Source organism: Gordonia sp. NPDC062954, assembly GCF_044543825.1.
GTDB classification, from domain to species: Bacteria; Actinomycetota; Actinomycetes; order Mycobacteriales; family Mycobacteriaceae; genus Gordonia; species Gordonia tangerina.
In genome coordinates this window covers 1-12,822 of record NZ_JBITWL010000040.1, presented here as the reverse complement: position 1 = coordinate 12,822, position 12,822 = coordinate 1, and the positions used below count along the sequence as shown (strand labels likewise).

The following is a 12,822-nucleotide window of genomic DNA, read 5'->3' as shown; positions in this document are numbered from 1 at the left end:
CGCTCATTGTCGCCCCATCATGGACCACCGGACACCGATGAATTGTGCACGCTGCTCATGTCATACCCAACGATGTCCACGATCGAGCCCAACGGAGGACCGATGACCATCGAACTGCACCACGAGACCTTCGGCACGCAGACCGGGCATACGGCCGTCCTCCTGGTTCACGGAGGAGCGGGCACGATTCAATCGCACTGGGGTGCGGCGATTCCTCTGCTCGCCGCAGATCGCCTCGTGGTCGGCGTCGAACTGCAAGGCCACGGCCACACACCACATTCGTCGCGCGCCTACACCTTCGAGAACTCGGCAGACGACATAGCCGCACTGGTGCATGCCCTCGAGCTTCCCCGCGTCGACATCATGGGCTTCAGCAATGGAGGCCCCACCGCGCTGCGCTTCGCCATGCGGCACGCCGACCTCGCCAACCGCACCGTGGTGGCCTCCGGGTTTTACCGCCGCGACGGGTTCATCGACGGGTTCTGGGACGGGTTCGCCGATCAGACGATCGACTCCGTCCCCGGCGCGTTGGTCGACGCCTACCGGGCCCTCAACCCCGACCCCGACGATCTGCAGCGAATGTTCGATCTCGATGTCGCGCTCATGTGCGGTTTCCGGGACTGGGACGACGCCGAGCTGGCCGGCCTGCGGGGACCAGTGCTCTACGTCAGCGGTGACCAGGACGTCGTCGTGCCCCAGCACACCCTCCGCATGGCGCAGGCAACGCCCGGCGGTCGAGCGCTGATCGTGCCCGGCGGACATGGCGACTATCTCGGCAGCACCGACTCCGGACCCGCAGACCAGGACCTCACCCGGGCGTGTCTCACGCTGATGCGCCGATTCCTCGACGAGCCGGCCAATCCCACACTCGTGTGAGCCTCGGTCACCGGAAGTTCTCAGCGATTCCACCTAGGCTTGTTCGATGGCTCTAGTTCTCGGACCGGTCCTCCGCCACGTCTCGGCGACCTCAGCGTTGGTGTGGGTTCAGACCGAACATGCCGCCGACGTGGAGATACTCGGCTGCCGAGCCCGAACGTTCGAGGTCCACGGCTGCCACTTCGCGCTCGTCGTCGTCGACGGCCTCACCCCGGACTCGATCACGCCCTACGAGGTGGCGGTCGACGGCACCGTGCAGTGGCCCGAACCCGACACAGGTTTCCCACCGAGCGTCATCCGTACCCGCGGTCCACGATCGGCGGACCGCAACCGCATCGTCTTCGGTTCCTGCCGCTTCCCCCGGACCGACGACCCGAAGCTCGACGCCGAGCTGGGTGTTGACGCACTCGACTCGTACGCGGCGCGACTGGCCGGTCTCCCCCACGACCAGTGGCCCGACGCACTGCTCCTGCTGGGCGACCAGGTGTACGCCGACGAACTCACACCGCATGCGCGGCGCAATCTCACCGGCCGACGGAGCACCGGGAGCACCACGACAGGAAGCACCGGCGACCGCCCCGAGGACGAGGTGGTCAGCTTCGACGAGTACGCCGGCCTGTACCGCCATACGTGGGGCGATCCCGAGATCCGCTGGATCCTCTCCACGGTGCCGACCGCGATGATCTTCGATGACCACGACATTCGCGACGACTGGAACACGTCTGCGGCATGGCGAGAGCAGATCAACCGTGAGCCATGGTGGCGAGAGCGGATCCGTGCGGGTCTCGTCTCGTACTGGGTCTATCAACACATCGGCAACCTCACTCCTGCCACCCTTGCCGCGGATCCGGAGTACCAGGCAGTCATCGCCGCCGACGGCGATTGCTGGGACCAGCTCGTAGACCTCGCCGACCGCGCCGACACCGAGGTCGACGGACGTAAGGGCCTGCGGTTCAGCTTCCGCTGGGACCTCGGGCGCGGACGTCTCATCATGGTCGATTCGCGCAACGGCCGGGTGTTTGCCGACGGGAAGCGGAAAATGCTCAGCGACAACGAGTTCGACTGGCTCGATGAGCAGATGCACGAGCGCCCCGAAGACGTCGATCATCTGATGATCGGCTCGTCACTGCCATGGTTGCTGCCACCCGTCCTGGGCGACGCCGAGACGGTGAACGAGATCGCCGCAGAACGCCCCGGTATTCGGGGCCGGATCGCCGAGAACATCCGGCAGGCAGCCGATCTCGAGCACTGGCAGGCGTTCGGTCACTCGTTCGAACGGCTCACCTCGCTGATTCGTGACCTGGCCGACCGCTCGTCGCCTGCGCCGGCGACGATCACGGTGTTGTCCGGCGACGTCCATCACAGCTACGCCGCCCGCGTGGACTTTCCCGCCCCGGTGCAGTCCGCTGTGTATCAGCTCGTCTGCTCGCCGGTGCACAACAAGGTGCCCGCCTACGTCAAACCGATGTTCATCGCCGGATGGTCGTCATGGGTTGCGCGCATGACCCGACGGTGGGCGCGATACCGTGGCGCAGCGGCACTGCCGATGACCTGGACGAAGGTGAACGGACCGATCTTCGGCAACACGATCGCCACCCTCGACTTGTCCGGCCCTTCGGCACGGGCGATCTTCGAGCAACCCGACGACGACGGCGAACTGACCACGGCGTCGGACATCGCACTGACCAAATCGACGATGCCCGCCCCGACCACCGAGGCGGCCACCGGCTGACACCCGACCAGGTTCCTGGTCGCGATCAGAAATACACCACCATCATCTGGGCGATGAACACCTTGATGATCATGCTGACCGGGAAGAGCACCGCGTAGCCCAGCGCCACCCGTTGATCGGGCACCTTGCCCATCGCGTACGCGTAGGGCGCCGGGTTGAGTTGCGAACCGGTCAGACCGCCGAGCGCGCGGGCGGTGCCGTACTGCAGCAACGACCGCAGCGCGAATACACAGATCAGTGCGTGCGCCGCCGAAATGGCGACGCCGAGCAGGACCAACTGCAGTCCATCGTCGGCGAGTGCGTCCACCAGCCCTGACCCGGCACCGGTGCCGACCGCCACCAAGAACACCATCAGGGTGAACTGGTTGAGCGTGTTCGACACGTTGCCCGGCAACGTCCAGACGATGGGACCCGTCCGGCCCAACGCCCCGAGCACCACACCGGCGATCAGCGGCGCCGTCGCCGTTCCGAGCACCAATGTCCCGCCGCCGGGCATCGGGATCTCCACGAACGCCAGAACGAGACCGATCGTCAGACCGAGCCCGAGCCCAATCGGATTGATGTCACCGGCGGTCCGTTCGGAGTCCCCGAGATCGGCGGCCACGTCGGCCAGACGGTCGCGTGGCGCGGTCACCCGCAACCGATCCCCGGTCTGCAACACCAGATCGGGAGTCGCGATCAGATCGACGTCGCCGCGGCGCACCCGACTGACGACGGCGTCGAACCGCTCCTCGAGACGCAATTCGTGTAGCTGCCGGCCCGCGTGGGTGCGGTTGGACATAATGATTCGACGGAAATCGATGTCGGACCGGTCCCGCCAGAACTCGTCACCGGTCTGGCGTCCGAGATCGGTCACCAACGCGTCGACGACGTCCTCGCGGGCGGTGACCGTGAGCAGATCTCCGGCCTTGAGTTGTTCGGCGTCATGAGCGACGACCGTGCTCCCGTCGCGGGTCAATCGCGACACCACCGCGTCGTAGCGTTCGCCGAACCCGTGCACGGTCAGATCCGGCTCCCCCACGATCTCCAGGGTGCGGATCACGATGGGCGCGATTTTCTCCCGGTCTTCGGCGGTGGGCCGGCGTCGGCCCGCGCCGATCAGATAGGCACACGCCAGGATCGTCAGCAGCACCGTGATCGGATAGGCCACCGCGTACCCGATTGCGGGTTCCGGCGGGATCTCGCCGCCGTCGGCGAGTTGCTGCTGAACCGCACCGAGCGCGGCCGTCGCGGTGCCCGCCCCCGCGAACGCACCGGCGATGGTCCCGATGTCGAAACCGAGTGCCTTGCCCAGACCGAGAGCGGTGCCCGCCATGGCGATGATCGCCACGACCGACACCAACACGGGTTTCCAACCGGTGCGCAACGCGCGGACGAATGATGGTCCCGCGGCGATGCCGACCATGTAGCAGAAGACGCACAGCGACAGGTTCGTGACGATCTGCGGTAGGGCGACGTCTTCATCGATCGCCGATAGCGCGAGCGCCACGAACAGAGCACCGGCCGGACCGAAGGACACCGGCCCGAACGGGATCCGGCCGATCAGCGCCCCGACGCCGACACAGAAGAAGAGAGTGAGTAACGGACTGTCCACGAACCACTGCATCGGATCTCCTGGGTAAGGCAGGTCGCGTGCTGTCGTGAGTCACTCTAATGTGCCGATCGGTATGGTCACGGGGATTCGTCGCGGCTGATCATCACCGCAGTTTGGCTCCGTAGACGTGCGAGACCTTCAACACCATCAGCACGCGACGGTCGGCGACCATCACCTCGCGGTACTCGTCCCAGTCGGGATGTTCCCCGGCTCCGAGACGGTAGTACTCGACGAGCGCGTCGACCTCCGCGGAGTCGGGGGCATCAGCGGGTCCGAGCAACGTCACCTGCCCCTCCGCCGTCGCCCAGGTGTATCCGTCGGGTCCGGTGAACTCGACCGCGGCCCGCGGGTCTCGGCGCAGATTGGCGGTCTTGGCCCGACCCTCGGTCATCGAGACATAGATGGTGTCGTCGTCGCGGTCATAGACGCACGTCACCGGAGACAGTTGCGGGAGACCACTGCCCTTGATGGTTGCCAGGATGCCGATCCGGGTCTCGGCGATCAGGTCACGGGGATCGAAGTCGTGTTCGGTCATGTCATGGGCAACCAGTGTTCGGGGCGGGCCATTCCGGTCGGGCGGCACGCTCGCCGGCAACTCGTTGCGTCGGGGTGACGCGCCCGGTCCGGTTGCCGAGTTAGGTTTAGGGACAGAGTGTCGGACGGAAGAGTTTCAGCGTGGGGGAACCGCACGACTTCGTGCTGATCGCAGGCATCCTGGCCATCGCGGCGGTTGCCGGCCTGCTGGCGACCAAGTTGCGTCAACCGATGATCGTGGCGTTCATCGGCGTCGGCATCCTGGTGGGGCCCACCGGTACCGGTTGGGTCACCACCAACGAGACCATCGATCTGTTGGCCCGCCTCGGCATCGCGATCCTGCTGTTCCTGGTCGGTCTGCGCCTGGACATGAACCTCATCCGGACCACGGGGCCGGTGGCGCTGATCACCGGCATCGGACAGGTGGTGATCAGCGGCGTCGTGGGTTATCTGCTGGGCCTCGCGTTCGGGATGTCCGCTGTCGCCTCCTTCTATGTCGCGATGGCCCTGACGTTCTCGTCGACGATCATCATCGTCAAACTCCTCTCCGACAACCGCGAGATCGAGCAGTTGCACGGCCGAATCGCCGTAGGCCTGCTGATCGTGCAGGATCTCGTCGTCGTGGTCGTGATGATCGCCATCAACGCGTTCGGCCACGACACCGACGACCCCATGGTGGTGAGTGTGGCGCTGGTGCTGGCCAAGGGCATCGGGCTACTGGTCGGGATCGCACTGCTGATGCGATTCGTCTTGCCCTGGCTGCTCCATCAGGTGGCGAGGTCCCAGGAACTGCTGGTGCTGTTCGGCGTCGCCTACGCCATCGCACTCGCCGCCGGAACCGAGGCGCTCGGCTTCAGCTCCGAGGTCGGTGCCTTCCTGGCCGGGGTGTCGCTGGCCGCCACGCCCTACCGCGATGCGCTCGGCGCCCGACTGGTGAGTCTGCGCGACTTCATGCTGCTGTTCTTCTTCCTCGACCTCGGCGCCGGGCTGAATTTCGCCGATGCTTCGGGTCGCATCGCAGAGATCGTGGTCCTGTCGCTGTTCGTGCTGATCGGCAAACCGTTGATCATCATGATCCTGATGGCTGTGCAGCGATATCCGCCGGAAGTCGGCTTCATGACCGGGCTACCGCTGGGGCAGATCTCCGAGTTCTCCCTCATCCTCGCCGCGCTCGGCCTCGGACTGGGACACATCACCGACACCACGTCGAGCGTGATCACCGTCGTCGCCCTCGTCACGATCGGCGGATCGACGTATCTGATCCTGTTCTCCCACCGGCTCTACCGGTATCTCGAACGGTGGCTGGGAATTCTGGACCGCTCCCCGAAGCGACATCAACCACCCGATGGCACCGAACTCGACGTCGACGCCATCCTGTACGGGCTCGGCCGATTCGGCCGTCACATCGCCGACGAGTTCAGCGCCGCCGGACACCGGGTGCTCGCCGTCGATTTCGACCCCCACCGGCTCGCCGCCAACTCGCGCCCGGGCGTGACATCGGTGTACGGCAGTGCCTCAGATCTGCATTTCCTGGAAACACTGCCGCTCACGCGGGCCCGCTTCATCATCAGCACGATCCCGACGATGGACGCCAATCATGCGCTGCTGCACGCCCTTCGCCATCACGGCTACACCGGTCACGTGGTGATGACCGCACACCATCCGCACGACGCCGAGCAATTGCGCGCTGCCGGCGCCGACATCGTGCTGGAACCCTTCTCGCTGGCCGCCGAGGCGACCACCGACATCCTCGATCACCTCATCACCGGTGACCGGGGCCGGGACTTGGACGACGATCCCCGCGACGAGCGGTGATCAGACGCGGGCAACCGGACGTCGGACCTGATTAGGCTGGCGGCGCGACACCAGCCCAACCGAGAGGAGCGTCATGCCCGGTCTTCGTGCCGTACTCATCGCTGGAACCGCCGGAGCCTTCGCCACCAACGCGATACCGCACCTCGCCCATGCGGTCACCGGCAAACCGTTCCCGACACCGTTCGCCGACCCGCCGGGGGTGGGCGATTCCTCTCCGGCGCTCAACCTGGTGTGGGCGTCGATGAATGCGGCCGCGGCGACCGGCCTGCTGTATACGGGACGTGCGCGTCTGTCGGATCCGACATTCATCGGGGTGGCCGGCACCAGTGCTGTCATTTCGGCGGTGGCACTGCGGCGCTACTTCGCACAGGCTCGCACCACCGGAAACGCAGGAGGCAACAACCGACCATGAGCGGCACGATCACTGTCTCGCTGGGTCGTGCGGAACTGGACATCCGCCAGCGCCGGGAAGTGGCGAGCATCCACGGGGCGGGTGGGACCGACAATTGAGCCGCGAGCCCGCTCAGCGCCCCTCCGGCGTCCCACCCAGCTGAGCCAGATTCTCGATGGATTCACGTACGTCGGACTCCATCATGCGAGCTACCAACCGGCCCACCGGACCATTGAGCAGTCCGCCCCGCAACGCCGCGTTCAGACTGAAGCGGGATCCGGCGTCGACCTCGTCGACCCGCATCGTGAGATCGATGTGGACACCGCCCCGACCCGTACCGGACAGCGCGATCGCGGTGGGTTCCTCGTAGCAGGTGACCTGCCAGTGGATGACATTGCGAAAGCCCTTGACCTTGATCAGCGAAGAGACCTCGGTTCCCTCGTCGATCTCGTCGGGGACCTCACTCTTCCAACCTCCGAAAATCGTCATCCACTCCGAGAACCGGTGCAGATCGGAGGCCAACTGCCACGCTTCCTCCGGGGTCATCTCCGATCGGATGCCGACGTCAACTGCTGCCACGCGTACCTCCCCTTCGTCGTATCCGTGCTTGTCGGCGTGCAGAATCCGCCCGGTCACCTCGACCGTAGGATTGTGTGATGGGTCCCGCCGACGCCTCGACCACCGACGGTACCGACTCCACCGCGGTGCCGACGATCGGTGTGGAGGAGGAGTTCATCCTGGTCGACAGGTCCACCGGTCATCCGGTGGGGCGTAACCGCGAGGTGGCCGAGGCAGCTGCACGTCGCGGCGTGCGGCTGGATCTGGAGCTGACGACCTGCCAGGTGGAGATCGCGACGTCGGCGTGTTCGACGAGTCGACAGGTACTCGCCGAACTGCGACAGCTGCGGTCGGTCGTGTCGGCCGCCGCACATGAAGTGGGCGTTGGCGTCATCGCGACCGGCGTGCCACCGACGGTGCCCGATGCCTTCCCGATCACCGACACCGAGCGATACCGGCGCATCGGCGAACACTTCGGCATGCTCGCCCACGAGCAGGGCATCTCCGGCTGTCACATCCACGTCGGGGTCGTCGACCGCGACGTCGCCGTCGGCGTCAGCAACCATCTGCGACGGCGACTTCCGGTGCTACTCGCGCTGTCGGCCAATTCGGCGATCTACCGCGATGCCGACACCGGGCACGCCAGTTGGCGGTCGGTGCTGTGGAACCGGTGGCCGGCGTCGGGTCCGCCCCCGCACCTGCGTTCCCGGCAACATTTCGAACAGCTCGTCGACATGTTCGTGTCCTCGGGAGCCATCCTCGACGACCACATGGTCTATTGGGACATCCGGCCGTCGGATCATCTGCCGACGGTCGAGGTCAGAATCGGCGACGTCCAGCAGTCCGCGGCCGACGCCGCAGCCCTCGCCACGATCGTGCGGGCACTGGTGATGACGGCGACCGTCGACCTTGCCGCCGGTCGGGCCGCACCTGAGATCGACGCCGCGGTCCTCTCCGCAGCACTCTGGAAGGCGGCCCACGACGGTATCGACGGTGACGGGATCGATGTATTGACGCAGCGGCCCGCAGCCGCACGCGACATGGCCGCCGGGCTCATCGACGACATCGACCCGAGTCTGGGAACCCTCGGGGACCGCGATCAGATCACACAGTATGTGGCCCGCCTGGCTCGGCACGGTAACGGCGCCACCCGGCAGCGTGCTCAGTTTTCCGCACACACCCGCGGATCAGCGGTCGTGGAGGCCGCCATGCGCGCTTTCACCGAGTGACGCCACCGATCACCCGACCACAGCACTAGGGTTGCGGTCATGACCAAGCCAACTCAGCCCGACACCGACATCGACATCAAGCCACGTAGTCGCGACGTCACCGACGGGCTCGAGAAGACCGCAGCGCGTGGCATGCTGCGCGCCGTCGGGATGGGCGATGACGACTGGGTCAAACCGCAGATCGGCGTCGGCTCGTCGTGGAACGAGATCACCCCGTGCAATCTCTCCCTCGACCGCCTCGCGAAGGCCGTCAAGGAAGGGGTGCACGCCGCCGGCGGGTATCCGCTGGAGTTCGGGACGATCTCGGTGTCCGACGGCATCTCCATGGGCCACGAGGGTATGCATTTCTCGCTGGTGTCACGCGAGGTGATCGCCGACAGCGTGGAGACCGTGATGAACGCCGAACGTCTCGACGGCTCGGTGCTGCTCGCCGGCTGCGACAAGTCGCTGCCCGGCATGTTGATGGCGGCGGCCCGGCTCGATCTGGCGAACGTGTTTCTCTACGCCGGTTCCACGATGCCGGGTTACGCCACCCTGTCCGACGGGGCCGAACGGCAGGTGACGATCATCGATGCCTTCGAAGCGGTCGGCGCGTGCGCACGCGGATTGATGAGCCGGGAGGACGTCGACACCATCGAGCGCGCGATCTGTCCGGGTGAGGGCGCCTGCGGCGGAATGTACACGGCGAACACGATGGCAAGTGCCGCAGAGGCATTGGGAATGTCGCTACCGGGCAGTGCCGCTCCCCCGGCCCCAGATCGACGTCGCGACCGCTACGCACGCGAGAGCGGCGAGGCGGTGGTGCGGATGCTTCGCCGCGGGATCACCGCGCGCGACATCATGACCCGCGAGGCGTTCGAGAACGCCATCGCGGTGGTCATGGCGTTCGGCGGGTCCACCAACGCGGTGCTGCATCTGCTCGCCATCGCCAATGAGGCCGAGGTTCCGCTCTCGCTCGACGACTTCGCCCGCATCGGCGCCAAGGTGCCGCACCTGGCCGACGTCAAACCGTTCGGCCGTCATGTGATGACCGATGTCGACCGGATCGGCGGTGTACCCGTCGTGATGAAGGCGCTGCTCGACGCCGACCTCCTGCACGGCGACTGTCTCACGGTGACCGGCGAGACCGTCGCCGCGAACCTCGCCGACATCGCTCCTCCCGACCCCGATGGTTTGGTGTTGCGCGCCACCAGCGAGCCCATTCATCCCACCGGCGGGATCACCATCCTCAAGGGGTCACTCGCGCCGGAGGGCGCCGTGGTGAAGTCGGCCGGTTTCGACTCCGACGTCTTCGAGGGGGTCGCGCGGGTCTTCGACCGTGAACGGGCCGCGATGAACGCCCTCGAGGACGGCACGATCACCGCCGGCGACGTCGTCGTGATCCGCTACGAGGGCCCCAAGGGCGGACCCGGTATGCGCGAGATGCTTGCCATCACCGGGGCGATCAAGGGCGCCGGCCTGGGCAAGGATGTGCTGCTGATGACCGACGGCCGATTCTCCGGCGGCACCACCGGCCTGTGTGTCGGGCATGTGGCTCCCGAGGCCGTCGACGGTGGACCCATAGCGCTGGTGCGCGACGGCGACCGGATCCGCCTCGACGTGGGCACGGGCACGCTCGATCTGCTGGTCGACGCGGACGAATTGGCGCAGCGAGCCGACGACTTCGCGCCGCTACCTCCGCGCTACACCCGCGGAGTGCTGGCGAAGTACTCGAAGCTGGTGACCTCGGCATCGGAGGGCGCTGTCTGCCGGTGACCCACCGCCGTCCGACCGAGCCCACATGACGTTGACACACGATGGTGAACCTGTGCCTTGGTGCGTACGATCGGCACATGCACCTGACCGAGCTGATGGACACCGTTCCGTCCAACACGGCCGACGCACTCGACCTCTTCGACGCATCCCCCGCCGTCGAGACCGATTTCATGATCGGCACGTGGCGTGGCGCGGAACTGCCGACAGATCACCTGATGGACGGTTTGCTGGCCGCGAGCGGGTGGTGGGGCAAACAGTTCGTCGACGCCGAGACCGTGCATCCGCTGCTGTTTCCCACCCCCGACGGCCAGGCGCTCTGGCCGATGAATCCGGCCCTCGCGTTCAGCGGGGTGCCGCTGGCAGCGCAGGCGCCGTCGATCAAGACGCTGTCGTTCGCGAAACCCATTGCCGCCACGCGACTGCTGTGGCGAGCCCGTTCCGCCAAGGCGCGTCTGCGCACCACGCGGTACCGCGGTGTGGACACCGCAACGATGCTCTACGACCAACTGCCGATCAATGACGTGTTCCGGCGACTCTCGGATGAGGCGGTGCTGGGAGCAATGGATCTGAAGGGAGCTGATCGCCCCTACTTCTTCGTCCTACGTCGCGACGGGTCCCTGCCCGTCCGCTGACGCGCAAACCGATGAGCGGGCCCGAGTTCAGTCGAGGCAGAACTCGTTGCCTTCGGGGTCGGCCATCACGATGTGGCCACCCTGCAATGGTGGCGCCGGTTCGTGCCGCGCGATGCGCGCGGCCCCCAACTCCAGCAACCGGGCACACTCGGCTTCCAGCGCCGCCATCCGCTCGGCGCCCACGAGGCCGGGTGCCGCACGCACATCGAGGTGCAGCCTGTTCTTGACGACCTTGGCCTCGGGGACACGCTGGAAGAACATCCGCGGCCCATCGCCATCGGGGTCCACGATGCCCGACGCGTCGTTGCGTCGATCCGGCGCAACCCCGAGGGCGTCGAGGGCCGCATCCCACGAATCGAACCCGGGCGGCGGGCTCTGCACCTGGTAGCCCAACACCGCACTCCAGAACTCCGCCAGCCGACCCGGGTCGGCGCAGTCGATCGTCACCTGGATATCCCGGGACATGTCTGCCTCACTTCCCACGAGTGTTCATCCGCGGACCGCTGCATCGCACGTCCGCGCGCCTGACCGCCACCGGCCGGCGAGTCGGGCCAGTGTCTCCATCCTGCCCGGTCACCCGGACAGCCGGTGTCCGTTATTGCCGACTCGGTCGGTAGCGTTGCGGACATGTTCACGGTGCGCCGAGCGGCGCTGGCCTCTACCCTGCTGCTGACCCTGGCGCTGAGCGCCTGCAACTCCACCGACGACACCGCAGCCGAGTCGTCCGGGCAGGCGGCGGCGAGCACCGTCGCGGTGACGACCTGTCCCTCCAGCACTCCCGACGCGTCCGCGACGCCGGCGTGGGAGTTCGACGGTGCGACCGGCGCCATCGCGGTGACCGCTCCGACCGAAGATGCCGCCCCCGCCGTCGAGGTCACCACACCGTTCTCGGTCGACGAGACCACCGTGCAGACACTGGTGCCCGCGTCCGGCGCCATCGTGGAGGACACCGCCACCGTCTCGGTGTGCTACCTCGGCGTCAACGGTCGCGACGGCTCGGTGTTCGACAGCAGCTACGAACGCGGTACACCCGCGGAGTTCCCGCTGGACGGGGTGGTGACCGGCTTCCAGAAGGCCATCGCCGGCCAGAACGTGGGCGCCGCCGTTGCGGTCGCGATGACCTCGGCGGACGGCTACCCGGAGGGCAACCCGCAGGCCGGTATCGAACAGGGCGACACCCTGGTGTTCGTCATCCAGATCCTCGGCGCCGAAGGCTGATCGGCCACCGAGCACCGAGATGATGGTCTAACCGAAGCGCTAGCCGAGCGTCACCACTCGGTCCCTGCGGAGCGAGGCGCTAGCCGAGCGTCACCACTCGGCCCCTGAGGAGCGAGGCGCTAGCCGAGCGTCACCACTCGGCCCCTGAGGAGCGAGGCGCTAGCCGAGCGTCACGAAGGGCCCTTCGTGACGGCCTCCGCAAGCTCCGGGCCTCCTCAGGGAACGGTCGCGGGTTCCCGTGCGTCTGTGGCGCCGAGCCCAACTTGGTCCCTGAGGAGCGAGGCGCTAGCCGAGCGTCACCACTTGCTCCCTGAGGAGCGAGGCGCTAGCCGAGCGTCACCACTTGCTCCCTGAGGAGCGAGGCGCTAGCCGAGCGTCACCACTTGCTCCCTGAGCCTGGATCCGTGGATGAATCCGGGGTGTCGATAACGTGAAAATGCCCTCTGAGCTGGAATGATTGGTGGTGTTGAGACACAAAACATTCCAGC

12 protein-coding genes are annotated in these 12,822 nt (G+C 66.7%); 8 read left to right on the top strand and 4 right to left on the bottom strand.

The genetic code is table 11. The annotated features are described in order from the left end of the window. Positions 1-102 precede the first annotated feature (102 nt). On the top strand, positions 103-876 hold the full coding sequence (locus tag ACIGKQ_RS23885; protein WP_235726220.1) for an alpha/beta fold hydrolase: 774 nt from the start codon (positions 103-105) through the stop codon (positions 874-876). Between the two features lie 46 nt (positions 877-922). Beyond that, positions 923-2,608, top strand: coding sequence for an alkaline phosphatase D family protein (locus ACIGKQ_RS23880; RefSeq protein ID WP_235726219.1), 1,686 nt, complete (start codon positions 923-925; stop codon positions 2,606-2,608). Positions 2,609-2,633: 25 nt separating this feature from the next. Here the strand turns inward: ACIGKQ_RS23880 and ACIGKQ_RS23875 are convergent, their stop codons facing one another. Both ACIGKQ_RS23875 and ACIGKQ_RS23870 read right to left on the bottom strand, forming a co-directional pair. After that, a complete protein-coding gene (locus ACIGKQ_RS23875; protein ID WP_235726218.1) occupies positions 2,634-4,214 on the bottom strand; it encodes an aspartate:alanine exchanger family transporter in 1,581 nt (526 codons plus the stop codon). 91 nt (positions 4,215-4,305) lie between these two features. Beyond that, the gene (locus tag ACIGKQ_RS23870; RefSeq protein ID WP_235726217.1) at positions 4,306-4,737 is read right to left on the bottom strand and encodes a PPOX class F420-dependent oxidoreductase; all 432 of its coding nucleotides are present in this window, start codon (positions 4,735-4,737) and stop codon (positions 4,306-4,308) included. Between the two features lie 140 nt (positions 4,738-4,877). On the opposite strand from ACIGKQ_RS23870, the gene ACIGKQ_RS23865 reads away from it, so the two are divergent. Then, positions 4,878-6,551: a cation:proton antiporter gene (locus tag ACIGKQ_RS23865; RefSeq protein WP_235726216.1), complete on the top strand. Its 1,674-nt coding sequence runs from the start codon at positions 4,878-4,880 to the stop codon at positions 6,549-6,551. Between the two features lie 73 nt (positions 6,552-6,624). After that, a complete protein-coding gene (locus tag ACIGKQ_RS23860) occupies positions 6,625-6,963 on the top strand; it encodes a hypothetical protein (protein ID WP_235726215.1) in 339 nt (112 codons plus the stop codon). Positions 6,964-7,074: 111 nt separating this feature from the next. Here ACIGKQ_RS23860 and ACIGKQ_RS23855 read toward each other — a convergent pair whose 3' ends face one another. Continuing rightward, positions 7,075-7,521 (bottom strand): SRPBCC family protein, encoded by a 447-nt coding sequence (locus tag ACIGKQ_RS23855; RefSeq protein WP_235726234.1) that lies wholly within the window; start codon positions 7,519-7,521, stop codon positions 7,075-7,077. A gap of 77 nt (positions 7,522-7,598) precedes the next feature. Between ACIGKQ_RS23855 and ACIGKQ_RS23850 the strand changes: the two genes are divergently transcribed. From ACIGKQ_RS23850 to ACIGKQ_RS23840, 3 genes are all read left to right on the top strand, one after another. Next, positions 7,599-8,729: a glutamate--cysteine ligase gene (locus ACIGKQ_RS23850; protein WP_235726214.1), complete on the top strand. Its 1,131-nt coding sequence runs from the start codon at positions 7,599-7,601 to the stop codon at positions 8,727-8,729. A 39-nt stretch (positions 8,730-8,768) separates the two neighbouring features. After that, on the top strand, positions 8,769-10,484 hold the full coding sequence (ilvD, locus tag ACIGKQ_RS23845) for a dihydroxy-acid dehydratase (RefSeq protein WP_235726213.1): 1,716 nt from the start codon (positions 8,769-8,771) through the stop codon (positions 10,482-10,484). Between the two features lie 77 nt (positions 10,485-10,561). Further along, a complete protein-coding gene (locus tag ACIGKQ_RS23840; protein WP_235726212.1) occupies positions 10,562-11,116 on the top strand; it encodes a DUF4334 domain-containing protein in 555 nt (184 codons plus the stop codon). Positions 11,117-11,143: 27 nt separating this feature from the next. Here the strand turns inward: ACIGKQ_RS23840 and ACIGKQ_RS23835 are convergent, their stop codons facing one another. After that, the gene (locus ACIGKQ_RS23835; RefSeq protein ID WP_235726211.1) at positions 11,144-11,581 is read right to left on the bottom strand and encodes a VOC family protein; all 438 of its coding nucleotides are present in this window, start codon (positions 11,579-11,581) and stop codon (positions 11,144-11,146) included. 162 nt (positions 11,582-11,743) lie between these two features. Here ACIGKQ_RS23835 and ACIGKQ_RS23830 point away from each other — a divergent pair, with 162 nt between their 5' ends. Then, positions 11,744-12,334, top strand: a complete 591-nt coding sequence (locus ACIGKQ_RS23830; protein WP_235726210.1) for an FKBP-type peptidyl-prolyl cis-trans isomerase — start codon at positions 11,744-11,746, stop codon at positions 12,332-12,334. Positions 12,335-12,822 lie beyond the last annotated feature (488 nt).